Genomic DNA, 19,315 nt, shown 5'->3' with positions numbered 1-19,315 from the left:
TTTATCATCCTCAGACCGCCTTCCGCCCATGGCGCGGGCCTCGGGGGTTGGGTTTGTTTTAAACGACCCGGTAATTGCCAAAAGGGGGCTGCCGTTGACGGGTTGGGGCGGGGATACCGCCGGGCCGCCTTCATCGACGAAGGTAGCGCATCCATGACCGCAGAGCTTCGCGACGAGCGGGTCCGCTCCGTCTCCCGCCTGAGCCGCCTTCTGAGCAGGCCGGAACTTGGCGCGGCGGCCGGAACCGTTCTGGTTTTTGTGTTCTTCGCCATTACAGCAGGAAATACCGGGCTTTTCAGCGCCAAGGGCATCATCAATTTCCTCGAAGTCTCGGCCCAGCTTGGCATTCTCGCCGCTCCCGTGGCTCTTTTGATGATCGCGGGCGAGTTCGACCTGTCGGTCGGCTCGATGATCGGGTTTGCCGGCATCCTGATCGCCATCCCTTCGGTGTTCTGGGGCTGGCCGATCTGGCTTTCCCTGCTGTTCTGCTTTGCTGTTTGCGGCTGCATCGGCGCGCTCAACGGGCTCGCCGTGGTCAGAACCGGATTGCCCTCCTTCATCGTGACGCTCGGAAGCCTGTTCATGCTGCGCGGCCTGACGCTCGGCCTCACGCGCGGCATATCCGGGCGAACGCAGGTTTCAGGCGTGCACGAACTGGCCCTGAACGATCCCCTCAACAGCCTGTTCTCGGGACAGGTACTTTCCGGCCCCATCGCCTGGCTTTCGGACATCGGCCTGATCGGCAAACGCGCGGACGGCCTGCCGTCGATCTCCGGCATTCCGGTGTCCATCGTCTGGTGGATCGTCTTGACCTTGGCCTGTACCTGGTTGCTGACCCGCAGCCGCTTCGGCAACTGGATCTTCGCCGCGGGAGGTGAAGCCAATGCCGCGCGCAACCTCGGCGTGCCGGTTGCACGCACCAAGATCACCCTGTTCGTCATGACGGCGATGGCGGCCGCGCTCTTTGCGGCGATCCAGGTTCTGGTCACGGGCTCGGCCGACACGCTACGCGGAACCCAAAAGGAATTCGAGGCCATCATTGCCGTCGTCATCGGCGGCACGCTGCTTACCGGCGGCTACGGATCGGCCGTAGGCGCCATGTTCGGGGCGTTGATCTTCGGCGTGGTGCAAATGGGCATCTTCTACACCGGCATCGACACAGACTGGTTCAAGCTGTTCATGGGTGCCATGATGGTCATCGCGGTGCTGTTCAACAGCTACGTGCGCAACCGCGCCATGAGGAGCCGGTGATGGCCGAGCCCTATGTCGAACTGAAATCGGTCAGCAAGTATTTTGGCTCAGTCGTTGCGCTGAAGGACGTATCTTTCGATGTATGTCTTGGCGAGGTGCATTGTCTGCTTGGCGACAATGGCGCCGGCAAGTCGACGCTGATCAAGACGCTGTCCGGCGTCTATACACCTGACGAAGGTGAGATCCGCGTGCAGGGCAAGCCCGCAAGGTTTGCCTCACCGGCCGATACACGCAACAGCGGCATTGCCACCGTCTACCAGGACCTCGCTCTGGTGCCGCTGATGAGCGTGGCGCGAAACTTCTTTCTCGGGCGCGAGCCGATGCGCAAGTTCGGACCGATCCGGCAGTTTGACAGCGAGTTCGCGAACCGCACGGCGTATGACGAGATGTCGGCGATGGGGATCCAGCTGCGCGATCCCGAACAACCCGTGGGCACGCTTTCAGGCGGCGAGCGTCAGTGCCTGGCCATCGCCCGCGCCGTCTATTTCGGTGCCAAGGTTCTGATCCTGGACGAGCCGACATCGGCGCTGGGAGTCCATCAGGCATCCGTGGTTCTGAAGCTTGTGGTGCAGTCCAAGGCGCGCGGCATCGGCGTCATCTTCATTTCCCACAACGTTCATCACGCCTATGTGGTTGGCGATCGCTTCACCTTGTTGAAGCGCGGCAAAAGCACTGGCACTTACACAAAAAGCGAGATTGATCGCGACCAGTTGCTCAATCTGATGGCGGGCGGCAAGGAACTGGTCGATCTGGAGCAGGAGCTGACCAATCGGCCATAAGCAGCCCGACTTGACGCGCGCCCGACTTGCCTGACAGGCGCGATACATCCGGCATCACAGCTGAAAGGCACGGCGTTCGCCACGGTTAGGAAGCATTCGCATCTTCTGCAATGGCTCGAGTCGCGTTTTGGTGAGGGCGCGCCAGAAAATAGAATGCGGCGATGTGCGTGATCATCAGCAGCGGTACATAGATGATCGGGATCGCGTAGGTGGCGCCCAGCTGCTCCGCATGTGCAGGGAGGCCGACCTGTATCGCGTGGTAATAATCGACGACGAGGTCGGTCATTCCGACCAGGTTGAAGGCGACGACGAGCGGCCAGAAGAGCTGCGGTAGCCTCACCGTGAGCAGCGCCAGCATCGCCAGCACCCCTGTCGCGAAATCGCCATAGGCGGCGAACACGGCGAAACCGGCCGGCAGATCGGGGCTTACGACGCCCGGCAGGATGAACACGAGGCCGAAGAAGCGGAAGCTGTGCAGCGTGGCGATGGCGCGCTGCGCCGCGACCCGGTCCATTGAGCTCAGCCACGGCAACCCGTATGCGCCGAAGCAAAGCAGCCACGCGACATAGCCGAGAACGAGATGGATTTGGAAGAGCATTTCCGTGGACATTTGGCCTCCTGTCAGCAGCTGGGTCACGCAGCCTCCCAGCCAGTCGATTACCTCTAGGCCAGCTTTCATAGTTCGACTAGCCGGTGTAATCATCATAACCCATGAAGCAGAACTACACAGTCCGACACAGTGCGCTGGAGGGCGTTGAAGCTTTCCTGGCCGTCGCCAGGCGCCGCAATTTCCGCCGTGCCGCAGCCGATCTCGGCGTGACGCCATCCGCCGTGAGCCAGGCGGTGCGCACGCTGGAAGCCCGCATGGGTGCGGCGCTGTTCGTCCGCACGACCCGAAGCGTCGGTTTGACCGAGGCCGGTCAGCGGTTCCTCGACCGTGCGGGCCCTGCCTTCGAGGAACTCGTCGCGGCAGGCGAGGCTGTACGCGACCTTGGCCAACGGCCGACCGGGCTGCTGCGCCTCTCCGTACCCCGCGCCGTCGTGCCGCTGATCCTGGAGCCGATGATCGCGTCCTTCTGCCGGACCTATCCCGAGATTGAACTGGAGATCGCCGCGAGCGACGAGATGGTCGATCTCGCGACCGGCGGGTTCGATGCCGGCATCCGCCTCGGCCAGTTCATCGCGCCCGACATGGTCGCCGTGCGGCTGACGCCATCGTTCCCGTTCGTCGTCGTCGGCAGCCCGGACTATCTCGAACGCCACGGCCGCCCCGAGCGTGTGGACGACTTGCGCCACCACGCCTGCCTGCGATTGCGTCGCTCGAACGGCGCCGTTGCGCCCTGGTCGTTCGTCGACGGCAACGAGGCAATCGAGGCGATGGTGTCAGGTCCGCTGATCGCGCACGACTATCCGACGTTGCTCGGTGCGGCGATACAGGGCATCGGGCTGGCCCAGACGCCTCGTCCCGTCGCCGCAGGCCCCATAGAACAGGGAAAACTCAGATCGGTGCTGGACGGCGTCGCCGCCACGACGCCGGGCGTTTTCCTCTATCATCCCGGCAAACGCCAGATCCTGCCGAAGCTGCGCGCCTTCATCGATCACCTCAAATACGAGGCGTGAGGCTATGAGGGGTGTCGCACCTGCCCCTCACGTCGTCTTCTGTGTCACCAATAGCGGCCACGTCATTGGTGCAGTAATTTCCCGGTCGAACAAAAGCTTTCACGGTACAAATATCAAAAATACGTAAGTAAAAAATACTACAAGATGGATCATGCCGGTCAGGTATGTCGTTCTTTCATTGCTAAAGCTTATGCTACATATGAAGAGCGCTAAAATCAAAAGCACTGTGTCAGTCGCTGGAAGCCCCAGGGTTAACCCTCTTCCCGTCAGCAGGCTGGCGGCTGCGACCGCCGGTATCGTCAAACCAATTGTAGCGCAAGCCGAACCCATCGCGACATTCAAACCGCGTTGCAGCTCATTGTTGAGGGAAGCGCGAACCGCCGAAATGGCCTCTGGCATCAAAACCAGCCCCGCGATCAATGCCCCCACAATACTGTCAGCCTGTGTCACCTGATAGGTAACGAGCGTATTTTCAACACTTGCGGCGACTTGCTCGGCGAGCATGACAATGCCAATCAGCCCGATTAACAGGAGCAGAGTGCTGGCAGAGATGCTTTCGTGAGGGGCAGTCCGCAGCGAAACGCCGTGCGCCTGCCCTTCGACAAAGTCGTCTCGGTGCCGGACAGTCTGCGCGAACACAAAACTTGCATAAAGCAGCACCGAAAGCATGCTCACGAAACCAAGTTGAGCTGCTGAAAATGTGCCAGGATCGGTAGTTCGTGTGTAGGTCGGCAGAATAAGCGTCATGACGGTCAGCGCGGCCAGAACCGCCAGATATGCGCTGGTCCCTTGTCGAACGATTGCCTGCTTGCGATGGCGCCAGCCGCCAAGCGTGAGACACGTGCCGACAACGCCGGTAGATGTAATCATCACAGTCGAGAAGACGGACTCGCGTGCAAGCGTAGGGTTGTTCTCTCCATGCAGCATCATGGAAACGATGATCGACACCTCGATTGCCGTCACGGCAAAAGTCAGCACCAACGTACCGTAAGGCTCCCCTACACGCCGAGCTACCGCTTCGGCGTGGTCGAGCACCACGAAAATGGTGATAAACATGATCGCACTCGAAAGCGCTCCGACGAGGATCCTGACGCTCGGCGATCCTTCGTCTACCGACAGCCCGCTGGCTCTGACTGCGACAGCCATTACCAAGGCGGCCAACGGCATCGCATAAGAAGTCACCGATCGCGCGAAACCACTCATTCAGGCCCTGTGCGTTTCTGCGAACCTTGCGGAAAGCCTATACTCACGCCGTCTTCTGCGTCACCAATCCCAGTTCCTCGATCATCGCATTGCGCATCAGGAATTTCTGCGGCTTGCCGGTCACCGTCATCGGCAATTCGGAGCGGAAGCGGATGTAGCGGGGGATCTTGTAGTGGGCGATCTGGCCGGCGCAGAAGTTTTTGATTTCCTGTTCGGTGACGATCTGGCCGGGCTTGAGCACGATCCAGGCGCACAGCTCCTCGCCATATTTGGCGTCGGGAATGCCGAACACCTGCACTTCCTTGACCTTGGGATGGCGGTAGAGGAATTCCTCGACCTCGCGCGGGTAGACGTTCTCGCCGCCGCGGATGACCATGTCCTTGACCCGGCCGACGATGTTGCAATAGCCCTCGGCGTCGATGGTAGCGAGGTCGCCAGTGTGCATCCAGCCGTCGCTGTCGATCGCCTCGCGGGTCTTCTCGTCGTCTTCCCAGTAACCCTTCATCACGGAATACCCACGTGTGCAAAGCTCGCCCGGCGCGCCGACGGCGACGGTGGCACCATCGGGATCGACCGCCTTGACCTCGACATGGGGATGGACGCGCCCGACCGTCGAGACGCGCTTTTCCAGCGGATCGTCGACGCCGCTCTGGAACGAGACCGGGCTGGTCTCGGTCATGCCATAGGCGATGGTCACCTCCTCCATATGCATCAGCGACACCACCTTCTTCATCACCTCGATCGGGCATGGCGAGCCGGCCATGATGCCGGTGCGCAAGCTGGAGAGATCGAAGGACGGGAAGTCCGGATGGTCGAGGAGTGCGACGAACATGGTCGGCACGCCATAGAGCCCGGTGCAGCGTTCCCGAGCCACCGCCTTCAGCGTGGCGCCGGGGTCGAACCCCTCGCCCGGGAAAACCATGGTCGCGCCCTTCGAGACGCAGCCCATCGTGCCCATCGACATGCCGAAACAGTGATAGAGCGGCACCGGGATGCAGAGCCGGTCGTCGACCGTGAGCTTGATCGCCGAAGTGACGAAATTGCCGTTGTTGACGATGTTGCTGTGGGTCAGCGTCGCGCCCTTGGGCGCCCCTGTCGTGCCCGAGGTGAACTGGATGTTGATGGCCTCGCCCGGTCTCAGCCCCTCCGAGATGCGGCCGAGGCTGTCATGCTCGTCGCGCCCGGCCATGGCCAGCACATCACCGAAATTGAACATGCCGGGTGAGTTCTCGTCGCCCATGCGGATGACGATCTTCAGCGCCGGCAGCTTTTGCGCCTTGAGCTTGCCAGGCGTGGCCTTCGCGATCTCCGGCGCCAGTGTCTCGATCATGCCGAGATAGTCGGAGGTCTTGAACTTGGCAGCGGTGACCAGCGCCTTGCAGCCGACCTTGTTCAGCGCGTAGTCGAGCTCGGTCAGCCGGTAGGCCGGGTTGATGTTGACCAGGATCAGGCCGATGCGGGCAGTGGCGAACTGCGTCACCAGCCATTCCCAGCGGTTGGGCGACCAGATGCCGACGCGATCGCCCTTTACCAACCCCAGCGCCAGGAAGCCGGCGGCCAGCGCGTCGACCGTGTCCGACAGTTCGCTCCAGGTGAAGCGCTTGTCCTGATCGACGAAAACGGCCGCATCGAGCGTGCCGTATTTGCTGACCGTGTCGGAAAACAGCGCCGGGATCGTCATGTCGAGCAGCGGCACGTTGCGCTCCCCCGAGACATGCGCCTTGCCGTCGACAGGTGCTACGAAAACACCGCCATTGCGCGCTCCGCGTCCGCGCAAACTGGTGGCGCTCTTCAGCTCGTCGAGATTGACTGGCATCGCTCTCTCCTCCCGGGGCCGGCCAAACCTATCAGCCCGAGGGCGTGGTGAAAATCCCGCCGAAAGTCGTGTCGAGGCAACGATCCGGTCAACGATGCTTCGGAGACTCGCGCTTGCTGACGAAGCATCAAAACGCAAAAACCCGCCTGGGCGGCGGGTCACTGGCGCAAATCAGCACCATAAGCAAATTAGTAGCATAACTGCCCTCACAAGTCAATGAAACGCTGCCGGCACAAAGGCATCTACATCGCCGGACCGGCCGCCGTCAGGGTTTTTGTTAGGCTGGATTCGAAGCCCCGAGTATAGTGGAGGGCGGGGAGGGTCGCCGCTATCCGACCGCGGCCGCCATCTTCACGGCAACGTCGCGCAGGATCGCTTCATCCGCCGCCGCCCGTGGCTTCTTCGAGGCCACGAGACAGGCCTGCGATCGCAGCACGAGGCCGTCGCCCAGCACCTTGAGATGGTTGGCGCGCAGCGTCGAGCCAGTGGTGGTGATGTCGACGATGACATCGGCCAGCCCAGCGGCCGGCGCGCCTTCCGTAGCGCCGAGGCTCTCGACGATGCGATAGACCTGGATGCCATGCTTCTGCGAGAAGAATTGCTGGGTCAGCCGCCAGTATTTGGTGGCGATGCGCAATCGCCTGCCGTGGCGCTGGCGGAAATCGGCGGCGACATCGTCAAGGTCGGCCATGGTGTCGACGTCGAGCCATATGTCCGGCACGGCAACCACGACATCGGCACTGCCAAAGCCGAGACGGGCGACGATCTCGGCGCGGGTCTCCCAGTCAGCGAGGTTCTCACGCAGCAGATCTTCGCCGGTGATGCCGAGATCGACCGTGCCCTGGCCGATCTCGCCTGATATCTCGGAAGCCGACAGGAACACCACTTCGACATTGTCCAGGCCCTCGACGCGGGCGTGGTACTTGCGTTCGTCGCCGGGCAGGCTGACGGCAAGTCCGGCTTTGGCCAGTATTTCCAGCGCCTGCTCTTTCAGGCGGCCTTTAGACGGGATCGCAAGCGTGATCATGGCGCCGTCTCCCGCAACGCCTCGATGCGGTCGAGCCAGACGGAAAAGCCGACGCCGGGGATCGGCGTCTTCGCGCCAAGCAAAGTCAGCAGCCGGTCGTAGCGGCCGCCACCGGCCAAGGGCCGGTCGCCATTGTCAGCCGCGATTTCGAAAACCAGGCCGGTGTAGTAATCGAGCGGACGGCCGAAGGCGGCATCGTAACGGATGTTTCCGGCCGGCAGGCCATGCGCCTCGATCGCCTTGGCGCGGGCGGCGAACTTCTCCAGCGCGGTATCGAGCGAAAGCCCGGCAGCGCTGGCGAAGGAGGCCAGCGCCTCGGCCGCGCCGTCGAGCGGCACGTCGATCGCCAGAAAACCCTTCAGCGCCGCGAAGGCCTCGTTCGACAGCCGCACGCTGCGCAGTTCGGCTTTCTCGATCAGCCGCCGTGCAATGTCGGATGGCGGGCGTCCGGCGGACGCCGACAGCCCCGCCTCTTCCATGCCGTCGGCGATGTGGGCGGAAAGTCCGTCCAGATCACCGTCGAGAACGAGGGCGGCGACCGGCCCGGAGAGCTGACCGTTGCGCGGCGGATTGGCGAGATCGGCGAGTGCCGCCTCAAGCATCGGCGCCGAGCCGAAGGCGCGGGCAAGACGCATACGCCAGCCGCGCGGCAGGCCAAGGGAAGCCAGCACCGCCTCGAAAATGGTCTGGTCGCCGAGCGTGATCGCCAGCGCCTGGCCGGGCAGCACCAAGGAAAGCAGCGCATGCGCGTCGGCCAGCGAGCGGGCATCGGCTTCAGCGGTGTCGCGGTCGCCGAGGTCCTCGATACCGGCCTGGAAGAACTCGTTGCCGCCCTCGCGACGCTGGCGAAAGACCTCGCCGAGATAGGAATAGCGACGCGGCGTCCCGGCCTGCGAATTTATGTGGTCGAGACAGACCGGAATGGTGAATTCAGGCCGCAGGCACAATGTCTGCCCCGTCTCGCTTTCGGTCAGAAAGATACGGCGGCGCAGATCCTCGCCGGCCATGTCGAGGAATGGATCGGCCGGCTGCAATATGGCGACCTCGACGGCGTGCGTGTTGCGCGTGGCGAAGAGGTTGGTGATGTCGGCTGATATGGCGGGGTAGCGGGAGGTCATCGATCCGATGGGCGCGAGGCACCCCCCTCTGGCCTGCCGGCCATCTCCCCCGCAAGGGGGGAGATTGGCAGCTTGAGGCTCAGCGCCTCTCCTCCAACGCTGGAGATTGGCGAAAGCCCACGTGACATCCGATCTCCCCCCTTGCGGGGGAGATGGCCGGCAGGCCAGAGGGGGGTGTTCAAGCGCCACCTTTCGCGCGATCGGCAGCCTGCGCCGCCAAAATCTTCTTCACCTCGGCGACCAGTTCGCCCTCCGCCACCGTCACCTGCGCCGGGCGGGCGGCGCGCCATTCGGCGTTGTCTGTGATCTCGGCCGACATGCGCGCGCCTTCGATCAGGTCCTTGATCTGCAGCTCGCCCTTGGCGCGCTCGTCGCCGCCCTGGATGATTGCGACGGGGCAGCCGCGGCGGTCGGCATATTTCAGCTGCGCCTTCATGCCGGCGCCGCCGAGATACATTTCCGAGCGGATGCCGGCGGCACGCAGCTCCGACACCATCTTCTGGTAACGGCCGAGACTGTCGATATCCTTGTCCATCACCAGCACCACGACCGGCGCGATCACGTCCGAGGTGTCGAGCTTGCCGAGGTTCTTCAGCGCGGTCATCAGCCTGGAGACGCCAATGGAAAAACCGGTCGCCGGCACCGGCTCGCCGCGAAAGCGCGAGACCAGGCCATCATAACGGCCGCCGCCACCGACCGAGCCGAAGCGCACGATCTGGCCGTCCTCATTGGGGATTTCCGCCAGCAACTCGGCCTCGAAGACGGGGCCGGTGTAATATTCGAGGCCGCGCACGACGGAACGGTCCATGGCAATACGGTCCTCGCCATATCCGGCCGCCCTGACCAAGGCTTCAATCGTCGCGAGTTCGCCCACACCTTCCTGGTAGACTGCGTTCGAACTGACCATGGCATCCTTGCCGGCCTGTGTATTCCTCGCCGTCGCGAGAAGGACTGCCTCGGCTTGCCCGCTGTTCAACCCGGCGCCCTTGGCGAAGTCGCCTTCGCCTTCCTTGCCGCCATCCCAGCGACCCGGCCCAAGCAGAAGCCTCACCCCTTCCGGCCCAAGCTTGTCCAGCTTGTCGATCGCGCGCAGCACCGTCAGCCGGCGGCCGGCATTCTCGTCGCCGCCAAGGCCGATCGCTTCCAGAACGCCATCCAGAACCTTGCGGTTGTTGACGCGGATGACGTAGTCGCCGCGCTTGATGCCGAGCGCTTCCATCACGTCTGCCATCATCATCGCCATCTCGGCGTCGGCGGCCACGCCCGGCGTGCCGATCGTGTCGGCGTCGAACTGCATGAACTGGCGGAAGCGGCCAGGGCCCGGCTTCTCGTTGCGGAACACCCAGCCGGAGCGATAGCTGCGATAGGGTTTCGGCAGGCGCTCATAGTTCTCGGCGACAAAGCGCGCCGTCGGCGCGGTCAGGTCATAGCGCAGCGACAGCCATTGGTCGTCGTCATCCTGGAAGGAGAACACGCCTTCGTTGGGCCGGTCCTGGTCGGGCAGGAATTTTCCAAGCGCATCGGTGTATTCGATCAGCGGCTGGTCGGCCGGTTCGAAGCCATAAAGCTCATAGACCGAGCGGATCGTCGCCATCATCTTCTCGACGGCGCGGATGTCCTCTGCGCTGCGGTCGGCAAAACCGCGCGGCAGTCGCGCTTTCGTCTTTTCCGATTTATCGGCCATGAGCTGGATCTTTTTTGTTGGGTAAATGCGGACTTGTTTCAAGTGCGCGTGTCCTAGCCGAACCGGCTTTGTGCGGCAAGGCCGCCGAGGCGCACCCATCTGCACTCTCTCAGAGAGATGGGTGCGAGCGCCCGCCTTCGTTTCAGCCGCCCCTGAAACAGAAACGCACCGAGAATGAAACAATCCCACCATGGGCGCGGCATCGTGCCGACACAATCGCGGTCGATAAACGCGCCGAAATGAGGGGTTCGCGGCGATGACCAGCACAGCAAGATTTCATACCATCGGCAGCGATGCAGGCGAATTGCCCGCACGCCTGCGTCCGGCCGACAGCCACGCTCCGAAAATGGTCAGCCAGGCTGCCGGGCCGTTCGAAGTAGCCGCCGACGCCGGCAACAGCCCGTCCATGCGCGACGCGTTGATGACCGGGCTGCTGGTGATCTATCCAACAGTGGCCACGGTGGTGGCGATCGTCGCCGGCCTGGTGCTGGCCAGCGCCAACGGCACCTGTGCCTATTTCGGCCGTTTAAAGGCCTTCCGCTCCTTCTCGACCTCTTTGCGGCAGACACAGCCCTCGAGGTGGTCGTTGACCAGACCCATCGCCTGCATGAAGGCGTAGACGGTGGTCGGGCCGACAAAGCTCCAGCCGCGCTTCTTCAACTCCTTCGAAATCCGGACAGAGACGGCCGTGGTCGGGTTGGCGCGCAGATGGGCGAGATCGACAACCACGGGCCGCTCATCCTTGCCGGGTTCGAATTTCCAGAACCATGCGGCCAGCGAGCCGAACTCGTCGGCCATCTCGCGGGCGCGCTTGGCGTTGTTGATGGTCGAGACGATCTTGCCGCGATGGCGGATGATGCCGGCATTGCCGAGCAGGCGCTCGACATCCTTGTCGGTGAAGGCGGCGACCTTGTCGAATTCGAAATTGGCGAAGGCTTCGCGAAAATTCTCCCGCTTGCGCAGGATGGTCAGCCACGACAGGCCCGACTGAAAACCCTCGAGGCAGATCTTTTCGAACAGCCTGCGGTCATCGGCGACCGGCCGTCCCCACTCATGGTCGTGGTAGTGCAGGTAATCAGGCAGATTGCCGTGCCAGAAGCAGCGCGCGACACCGTCGGGACCGGCGAGCAGGCCGGTGTTTTCCTTGTTCATAGGCAAAAATCCGTTCGTTAATATGCTTTTGCGCTGCATTTACTGCGGCTTTACCAGATTCCTGAACCCGGCGGTAACCACACCAAAAGGTTTACTGACACTTGCGCATTTTACGCATTCCGATTCATGATTCGGTTGCTGCTTGCGCGCCAATGATCGCCGAACCGGGAGGACGTTTCCACCCGTTTGTATCAGACGATCAAGGTGCGTTCCGATGAAGACAATTCTGTTTCCCATGCTCGGCGCCATGGCTGTGTTTGCCGTCGGCGTCGCGCCCTCAACTGCCGGTGACCGCTATGCCGACAGGCCTCCGGTGATGGTGAGCCCCGACCTTTCCGCCCCCTGGGTACTGCAGCTTGGCAATGCGCCCGGCATCGTGCGACAGAACCGCCAGATCGTGCAGCAGCAGCAGCCGCGGCTGCGCGCTGCGCAACAGCCCGACCGGGTGCAGACGGCAGCGCTGCAGCCACCCGCGAAACGTGTGGCCATGCGCCCGCAGATCAACCCGATCTTCCTGCCGCAGGAGGTCGACTATGACGGCCCGCAGAAGCCCGGCACGATCGTCATCGACACCACGCAGAATTTCCTTTTCCTGGTCGAGAAGGACGGCAAGGCGCGGCGCTATGGGGTCGGCACCGGCAAGCCGGGCTTCGAATGGTCGGGCACGCACAAGATCACCAACAAGCGCGAATGGCCGGACTGGCGTCCGCCGGCGCAGATGATCAAGCGCGAAGCCGCCAAGGGCCGCTATCTGCCGACCTATCTGGCTGGCGGCATGGAGAACCCGCTCGGCGCCCGCGCGCTCTATCTCGGCACGACCGAATACCGTATCCACGGCACCAACCAGCCGTGGACGATCGGCGGCGCGGTGTCGTCGGGTTGCATTCGCATGCGCAACGAGGACGTGGTCGACCTCTATGAACGGGTCAATGTCGGAACCACCGTCGAGGTGATATGATAGGTCTTGCGAATCACTTGGCCTGCAATGCAATCTGCTTTTGCAGGCTAGTTTAGGGACAACGGGGGACGGGTCGTATGGGGATGCGGCCAGTCAGGAAGGGCAGCACGGGAAACCGCGCTGCCCTTTCCGTTTTGATCGGCGTCTGATCCATAACAAAAAACGCTTTCGTCGGTACGTCGCGCAAGAGGCATGACGGTTCGCTTTCGTGCTGCCCTTGCCGATGTTCTTTTGCTATGTCGGCGGCAACACTCAGAGCAAAAGAGTTCACCCATGCCCCTGTCCGAAGATAGCCGTTATCTCAAGGGCGGCCCGGTTGCCCAGCGCATCATCGCAACTGTCCGCGAGGACGCGGCGATTGCCAAAGCCGAAGGTTTTGCGCCCAAGCTGATCTCGATCACCGTCGGCGACACCGCGGCGGTGGATGTCTATGTGCGCAACCAGCGCGCCAAGGCAGAATTGGCCGGCATCGATTTCGAGGAAAGGCGCTTTCCCGCCACCATCACCGCCGGAGAGCTGGAAGCGGCGATCCACGGCCTGAATGCCGATCCGCGCGTCACCGGCATCATCATTCAGCGGCCGGTCCCTGCCCATATCCCGATCAGGACGCTGCAGGCGGCGGTGCATCCGCTGAAAGATGTCGAAGGCATGCATCCGGCTTCGATCGGCAACATCGTCTACAACCAGCTCGACCTCGCCCCGTGCACGGCGGCCGCCTCGGTCGAGCTGCTGAAGGAGACCGGCCTCGACCTCAAGGGGCTGGAAGTCGTGATCGTCGGCCATTCGGAAATCGTCGGCAAGCCGATCGCCTTCCTGTTAATGAGCGAGGGCGCAACGGTAACGGTCTGCCACCACATGACGCGATCGGTCGCCGCCCATGCGCGGCGCGCCGACGCGCTGTTCGTCGCCGTCGGCAAGCCGCGGCTGATCAAGGCCGACATGGTCAAGCCGGGTGCTGCCGTGATCGACATTGGCATCAATTCCGAGATCGGCCCTGACGGCTCCAGCCGCATCGTCGGCGATGTCGACACCGACAGCGTGCGCGAGGTCGCCTCGTGGATCACGCCGGTACCGGGCGGCGTCGGCCCGATCACGGTCGCCATCCTGCTGCGCAACACAATGGTGGCGCTCAGCCGCCAGCGCGCGCTCTACGAGGCGACCTACGGCACGGTCGACAGGCTCGCGGCGGAGTAGCTGCTTTCGTCACGTGTATTGCGGCACATGGCATGTGATCCGGGATTCCTCATCCCAGAAGACGTAAAGCATGCCACCGCTGCCCCAGAAGAAGCCGGCCAATGAATCGAACTGGAGAAGGAATTTCATTTCCCGATCCGTTCCAGGAACCAGCGGAAACTGTGGTCCTTGAACCCATGACGGCAGCCCACCAAGCCGGAAGAGATTCTGCCTCGAATTGCTCACCCCATAAGACTGCCTGAGCCAGCGAGGCGGCGTGGATGCCAAGCGGACAATGCTCTCCCGCGTGGCCGGCTCAGACGTGAAATCATAGGCGGAATGGAACGGCGCTATCGGTGTCGGCACGCCAGCGGCGTCGTGGGAATAGTAGGTTAACTCAAGAGAATTCACACAGGTTTCAATCCGGAGCCGAGGAAGTGGCCCTCCTTTGCCTCCCAAGTCGTCCATGGTAACGAGATGCACCAGCCTGTTTCGGCAAGTGGGACAAGTAGCCGTCCCTTCGCCACCAACAGAAAATGACTGTTCTGCCGCTGGCAAGTGCCAGGTGGGATGGTTGCGATGTGTCGGAAAAGGCATGTCGGTCGGGGCGCCCCCTTCAAAGATGAAGTGATGGCATGCAGGCGGAGAATGGGGATCATCGTGCGTCAGCCAGTCGGCAAAATCGGGATTGCTGGCAACGGTGCTGTCCGGGAACAACTCGGGTGCCTGCAGGATGGTTTGAGACAAGAGGTCTTCGAGATCAGTTCCGCGCCTTGCGTGGTCCTGCAAGAAGAACGCCAGCTTGCCCAACCGCGTCTCGTCGAGAAACGAAACTGCATCTTCGATCAGAGTGATCTTGTGGATATTGGCTTCAACGGCTGCCCTGACGAGCTGAAGCAAAAACTCCGACCCATCTTGCAGATGTCGAGCGATAATGGCCTCGCATTCGGCATAGTGAGCCTGAAATGTCGAGTGTGACCGATCTGACAAAAGCCGAACGATTGTCTCGATATCTGCTGTGTCTGAGTCTGCCATCACCGCATCGTCTTGGATGAATTCTTTGCGGTCAACTCAGCGTTGGCGGTTTGCCGCCATAGGCCCAGTCGAGCAGCTTGATCGTGTGCACGACCGGCAGCTTCGCGGCGGAGGCGATCTGGGTGATGCAGCCGATATTGCCGGTGGCGACGATCGAGGCATCCGTCGCCTCGATGTTCTTCACCTTGCGGTCGCGCAGCTTGGCCGAAATCTCGGACTGCAGGATGTTGTAGGTGCCGGCTGAGCCGCAGCACAAATGGCCTTCGCGGGGCTCGCGCGCGATGAAGCCGGCCCTGGCGAGCAGTTCCTTCGGCTGGCGGGTGATCTTCTGGCCGTGCTGCATCGAACAGGCCGAGTGATAGGCGACGACGGTGCCCGGCTTGCGCACGGGTTCGGGCAGGTCGAGGTCCGAGAGATATTCGGTGATGTCCTTGGCCAGTGCCGAGACGCGCGCGGCTTTGTCGGCATAGGCTGGATCCAGCCGCAGCATGAAGCCATAGTCCTTGATCGTGGTGCCGCAGCCGGACGCGGTGATGACGATGGCGTCGAGCCCACCTTGGTCGATGGCGCGCGTCCAGGCGTCGACATTTTGTCTGGCCGAGGCCAGGGCGGCTTTCTCCCGCCCCATATGATGCACCAGCGCGCCGCAGCAGCCCTCGCCCGGCGGCACCACGACCTCGACGCCGAGCCGCGTCAGCAGCGAAATCGTGGTGTCGTTGATGGCGGGATCGAGCACCGATTGCGCGCAGCCGGTGAGGATGGCGACGCGACCCTTTTTCGCCCCCTGCCCGGCATGGATGCCTGGTGAGGCCATCGGCGAGGCCGCCGGGATCGAGGCCGGCGCAAGCTTGAGCATCGCGCCGAGCGGCCTTAGTGCCGGGATCTTTCCGAAGAGGCCAATGAACGGCTTACCCAGCTTCGCCAGCTTGAGCGCAGCGCGAAAACGCTTGGGATAGGGCAGCACGAAGGCCAGCATGGCGCGGGTCAGACGGTCGAGCAGCGGCCGCTTGTAGGTTTCTTGAATATGGGCGCGGGCATGGTCGACCAAATGCATGTAGTTGACCCCCGACGGGCAAGTCGTCATGCAGGCGAGGCACGACAGGCAGCGGTCGATATGGGTGACGATCTCCTTGTCGGCGGGGCGGCCGTTTTCCAGCATATCCTTGATCAGGTAGATACGCCCGCGCGGTGAATCGAGCTCGTTGCCGAGCGTCACATAGGTCGGGCAGGTCGCGGTGCAGAAGCCACAATGCACGCATTTGCGCAGGATCTTCTCGGATTCCGCGACGTGCGGATCGGCAAGCTGGGCAAGGGAGAAATTGGTCTGCATCGCGCGTAGGTCCTAGGCCATGCGGCCGGGATTGAGGAGGTTCTTCGGATCGAATTCCTGCTTCAGCCGATGGCTGAGTGCTGCCAGGGCCGGCGGTTGCGGCTCGAACACGGGCAAGGCGGCGCGATGGGAAGGTGCCGCGCGCACCAGCGTCGCATGGCCGCCGCCGTGTTTCCGCAACAGCCCGCGCAGCAGTGAGGCTTCCGGATCGCCCTGTTCCATGCGCAGCCACACCAGGCCGCCCTGCCAGTCATAGAAGGCGCTGACGGCGGCCTGCATGCGCAAGGCCAGCACCATCTGGTGGCCCGCTCCCGGCGTCATCGACACGCGCCACACCGGTTTCTCGCTGCTGTCGGCGAAGGGCCTGCAATCGCGCACGTCGCGCCAGATCAGCCGTGAAATTTCTCCGGAAATCTCCTCCAGCGGCCCGGCATTGCCGAGCAGCGTTTTCAGCGCGGCGACGCGGTAGGCGACCGACGGACCAAAGCCCTCGACACGCAGCAGCGTGGCGGCCTCATTGCCAAGCGCACCCTCGGCGACGCGTGCGGCGATCCGCTCCGGCAGATGGGCGGCACTCGACACTTCAGCACTCGAACCGAGCGCCAGGGCCATGGAAGCGGCGGCGGCATCTTCGAGCAAACCTCGGATTGCGAGCGTGACTTCGGTCTCGGCAGCCGGCAGCACCTTGAAGGTCACGTCGGTGAATACGGCCAGCGTGCCCCAGCTGTTGGCCATCAGTTTCGACATGTCATAGCCGGTGACGTTCTTGACGACGCGGCCGCCCGACTTGAAGGCCTCGCCACGGCCGGACACCACATTGATGCCCAGAATATGATCGCGCGCCGCGCCCGCTTTCAGCCGGCGCGGGCCGGAGAGGTTCGCGGCGAGCACGCCGCCGATCGTTCCTTTGCCAGCCTCGCCCCCGAGCAGCGGGCCGTAGTCCATCGGCTCGAAGGCAAGCTGCTGGCCGTTTTCCGCCAGCAACTTCTCGATGTCGGCCAGCGGCGTGCCTGCCTTGGCCGACAGCACCAATTCAGCCGGTTCGTAAAGCGTGACGCCGGTGAGCCTCGACAGGTCGAGCGTGTGTTCGGTTTGCAGCGGACGACCGATGCCGCGCTTGGACCCATGGCCAAGGATTTCGAGCGGCGCCTCTTCCGCCACGGCCCAGGCGACGGTGGACAGGACTTCGGCTGAAGTGGTTGGCGTGAAGGTGGTCATGAGGAGAACGCGCCAGTCGTGAGTACCGAGATGCTGCGATCCTTGGCACCCCCCTCTGTCCTGCCGGACATCTCCCCCTCAAGGGGGGAGATTTGCTGACGGTTTTGCTTTCGCCAATCCCCAACCGAGGCGGTAGGGCGAGATGTCGAAGCTGCCGATCTCCCCCCTTGAGGGGGAGATGTCCGGCAGGACAGAGGGGGGTGTTCAAGCGCTGACATCCCAGTCAAAACCTCGGAATGTCCGGGAACGGCAGCTTGCCGCCGGAGATATGCATGCGGCCGAGTTCGGCGCAGCGGCGGAGCTGCGGGAAGACCTTGCCGGGGTTGAGCAGATGGTTGGGATCGAAGGCGCATTTGACGCGCATCTGCTGGTCGAGGTCGACCCGGGTGAACATTTCCGGCATCAGGTCGCGTTTTTCCACGCCCACCCCGTGTTCGCCGGTCAAGACGCCGCCGACCTTGACGCAGAGCCGCAATATGTCGGCACCGAAGCTTTCCGCCTTGTCGAGCTCACCCGGCACGTTGGCATCGTAGAGGATCAGCGGGTGCAGATTGCCGTCGCCGGCATGAAACACATTGGCGACGCCGAGGCCGTATTTCTCCGACAGTTCGCGCATGCCGGCGAGCACGCGCGGCAGTTCCTTACGCGGGATGGTGCCATCCATGCAGTAATAATCGGGCGAGATGCGGCCGACCGCCGGGAAAGCCGCCTTGCGGCCGGCCCAGAAACTCAGCCGCTCCTGCTCGGATTGCGAGATGCGGCAGGTGGTCGAGCCGTTCTTGTAGGCGATGGCCTCGACGAGACCGATCAGATGGTCGACCTCGACGCCCGGTCCGTCGAGCTCGACGATCAGCAGCGCCTCGACATCGAGAGGGTAGCCGGCATGGACGAAATCCTCTGCCGCGTGGATCGCTGGCCGGTCCATCAACTCCATGCCGCCCGGAATGATGCCGGCGCCGATGATGTCGGCGACGCACTGGCCGCCCTGCTCGCTGGTCGGGAAACCAATCAGCAAAGCGCGCGCCGTCTCCGGTTTCTTGAGGATGCGCACGGTGACCTCGGTGACGACCCCGAGAAGCCCTTCCGAGCCGGTCATGATGCCAAGCAGGTCGTAGCCTTCCGCATCGAGGTGACTGCCGCCCAGCCGCACCACCTCGCCATTCATCAGCACCATCTCGATGCCGAGCACATTGTTGGCGGTGAGGCCATATTTCAGGCAGTGCACACCGCCGGAATTTTCGGCGACGTTGCCGCCGATCGAGCAGGCGATCTGGGAGGATGGATCGGGGGCGTAATAAAAGCCCTCCTGCTCGACGGCGGTGGTGATGCCGAGATTGGTGACGCCCGGCTGGGCGATGACGACACGATTGGGAAAATCGATCGCAAGGATGCGGTTGAAACGGCTCATGACCAGCAGCACCGCGTCTTCCAGCGGCAGCGCGCCGCCCGACAGCGAGGTGCCGGAGCCGCGCGGCACGACGCGGATATTGCGGTCGTTGCAATATTTCAGCACGCGGGAAACCTGCGCCACCGTTTGCGGCAAAACGACAACCAATGGCAGTTGCCGATAGGCCGTCAGGCCATCGCTCTCGAAAGCACGCATGGAATTTGCGGCGTCGACGACGCCCTCGCCCGGGACGATAATGCGCATGTCGGCGACGATCTCGTCGCGCCGGCGCATCGTGGCGTCGTCTGGTTTCGGCATGGCCAGGCCGGACATCGACAGCCTCGTTTCGCTTGACTGGTCAAAATCTTTTACCAATGAAGCGCGTTGGTTGCAAATGCTGTGGTGGTCGAGACCACCACTCAACGGCCAGGACAAGCTTCCGCAGCGGCAATCTGCCGCTGTCTTGCCCTCCCCCTTGTGGCAGGGCTATCGCATATGAGTAAAGAGGCTAAGCAGGTTTTGATCGGCCCATCGTGCCTTGAGTCGTTTGTGGCTGAGCGGGAT

General features: G+C 62.9%; 16 protein-coding genes. 5 read left to right on the top strand and 11 right to left on the bottom strand.

From position 1 onward, the window contains the following. The first annotated feature begins 153 nt into the window (after positions 1 to 153). Positions 154 to 1,251 (top strand): ABC transporter permease, encoded by a 1,098-nt coding sequence (locus NKH57_RS30755; RefSeq protein ID WP_023756810.1) that lies wholly within the window; start codon positions 154 to 156, stop codon positions 1,249 to 1,251. Beyond that, positions 1,251 to 2,030, top strand: coding sequence for an ATP-binding cassette domain-containing protein (locus tag NKH57_RS30750; RefSeq protein ID WP_031259482.1), 780 nt, complete (start codon positions 1,251 to 1,253; stop codon positions 2,028 to 2,030). The genes NKH57_RS30755 and NKH57_RS30750 overlap by 1 nt, the downstream gene beginning before the upstream one ends. 85 nt (positions 2,031 to 2,115) lie before the next feature. Here the strand turns inward: NKH57_RS30750 and NKH57_RS30745 are convergent, their stop codons facing one another. Further along, a complete protein-coding gene (locus NKH57_RS30745) occupies positions 2,116 to 2,640 on the bottom strand; it encodes a DUF8737 domain-containing protein (protein ID WP_352949918.1) in 525 nt (174 codons plus the stop codon). Between the two features lie 101 nt (positions 2,641 to 2,741). Between NKH57_RS30745 and NKH57_RS30740 the strand changes: the two genes are divergently transcribed. Next, positions 2,742 to 3,650 carry a LysR substrate-binding domain-containing protein gene (locus tag NKH57_RS30740; RefSeq protein ID WP_352949916.1) on the top strand — a complete coding sequence of 303 codons (909 nt, stop codon included), beginning with the start codon at positions 2,742 to 2,744 and terminating at the stop codon, positions 3,648 to 3,650. A 99-nt stretch (positions 3,651 to 3,749) separates the two neighbouring features. On the opposite strand, the gene NKH57_RS30735 is transcribed toward NKH57_RS30740, so the two are convergent. The 6 genes from NKH57_RS30735 to NKH57_RS30710 all read right to left on the bottom strand — a co-directional run bounded on the left by NKH57_RS30735 (position 3,750) and on the right by NKH57_RS30710 (position 11,650). Beyond that, a complete protein-coding gene (locus tag NKH57_RS30735; protein WP_352949914.1) occupies positions 3,750 to 4,706 on the bottom strand; it encodes a calcium:cation antiporter in 957 nt (318 codons plus the stop codon). A gap of 190 nt (positions 4,707 to 4,896) precedes the next feature. Next, on the bottom strand, positions 4,897 to 6,669 hold the full coding sequence (locus NKH57_RS30730) for an AMP-binding protein (RefSeq protein ID WP_352949912.1): 1,773 nt from the start codon (positions 6,667 to 6,669) through the stop codon (positions 4,897 to 4,899). Between the two features lie 328 nt (positions 6,670 to 6,997). Then, positions 6,998 to 7,696 (bottom strand): ATP phosphoribosyltransferase, encoded by a 699-nt coding sequence (hisG, locus tag NKH57_RS30725; protein ID WP_352949910.1) that lies wholly within the window; start codon positions 7,694 to 7,696, stop codon positions 6,998 to 7,000. Continuing rightward, a complete protein-coding gene (locus NKH57_RS30720) occupies positions 7,693 to 8,814 on the bottom strand; it encodes an ATP phosphoribosyltransferase regulatory subunit (protein ID WP_352949908.1) in 1,122 nt (373 codons plus the stop codon). The genes hisG and NKH57_RS30720 overlap by 4 nt, the downstream gene beginning before the upstream one ends. 178 nt (positions 8,815 to 8,992) lie before the next feature. Continuing rightward, entirely contained in the window at positions 8,993 to 10,498 is a 1,506-nt protein-coding gene (hisS, locus tag NKH57_RS30715) for a histidine--tRNA ligase (RefSeq protein WP_352949906.1), read from the bottom strand. 513 nt (positions 10,499 to 11,011) lie between these two features. Then, positions 11,012 to 11,650 carry a DNA-3-methyladenine glycosylase I gene (locus NKH57_RS30710; protein WP_352949904.1) on the bottom strand — a complete coding sequence of 213 codons (639 nt, stop codon included), beginning with the start codon at positions 11,648 to 11,650 and terminating at the stop codon, positions 11,012 to 11,014. A gap of 214 nt (positions 11,651 to 11,864) precedes the next feature. On the opposite strand from NKH57_RS30710, the gene NKH57_RS30705 reads away from it, so the two are divergent. Both NKH57_RS30705 and NKH57_RS30700 read left to right on the top strand, forming a co-directional pair. Next, positions 11,865 to 12,608 (top strand): L,D-transpeptidase, encoded by a 744-nt coding sequence (locus NKH57_RS30705; RefSeq protein ID WP_352949902.1) that lies wholly within the window; start codon positions 11,865 to 11,867, stop codon positions 12,606 to 12,608. A 273-nt stretch (positions 12,609 to 12,881) separates the two neighbouring features. Then, positions 12,882 to 13,802, top strand: a complete 921-nt coding sequence (locus NKH57_RS30700) for a bifunctional 5,10-methylenetetrahydrofolate dehydrogenase/5,10-methenyltetrahydrofolate cyclohydrolase (protein WP_352949900.1) — start codon at positions 12,882 to 12,884, stop codon at positions 13,800 to 13,802. A 9-nt stretch (positions 13,803 to 13,811) separates the two neighbouring features. On the opposite strand, the gene NKH57_RS30695 is transcribed toward NKH57_RS30700, so the two are convergent. The 4 genes from NKH57_RS30695 to NKH57_RS30680 all read right to left on the bottom strand — a co-directional run bounded on the left by NKH57_RS30695 (position 13,812) and on the right by NKH57_RS30680 (position 19,084). Beyond that, the gene (locus NKH57_RS30695) at positions 13,812 to 14,816 is read right to left on the bottom strand and encodes a hypothetical protein (RefSeq protein WP_352608968.1); all 1,005 of its coding nucleotides are present in this window, start codon (positions 14,814 to 14,816) and stop codon (positions 13,812 to 13,814) included. A 31-nt stretch (positions 14,817 to 14,847) separates the two neighbouring features. Beyond that, positions 14,848 to 16,146, bottom strand: a complete 1,299-nt coding sequence (glcF, locus tag NKH57_RS30690; protein ID WP_352949898.1) for a glycolate oxidase subunit GlcF — start codon at positions 16,144 to 16,146, stop codon at positions 14,848 to 14,850. Positions 16,147 to 16,158: 12 nt separating this feature from the next. Next, positions 16,159 to 17,364, bottom strand: a complete 1,206-nt coding sequence (gene glcE, locus NKH57_RS30685) for a glycolate oxidase subunit GlcE (protein ID WP_352949896.1) — start codon at positions 17,362 to 17,364, stop codon at positions 16,159 to 16,161. 223 nt (positions 17,365 to 17,587) lie between these two features. After that, positions 17,588 to 19,084, bottom strand: a complete 1,497-nt coding sequence (locus NKH57_RS30680; protein ID WP_352949894.1) for an FAD-linked oxidase C-terminal domain-containing protein — start codon at positions 19,082 to 19,084, stop codon at positions 17,588 to 17,590. Positions 19,085 to 19,315: the final 231 nt, after the last annotated feature.

The organism is Mesorhizobium sp. M1050 (assembly GCF_040318715.1).
GTDB lineage: Bacteria > Pseudomonadota > Alphaproteobacteria > Rhizobiales > Rhizobiaceae > Mesorhizobium.
Note: the sequence above shows the minus strand (reverse complement) of the source record. Positions and strands in the feature narration are given on the sequence as shown.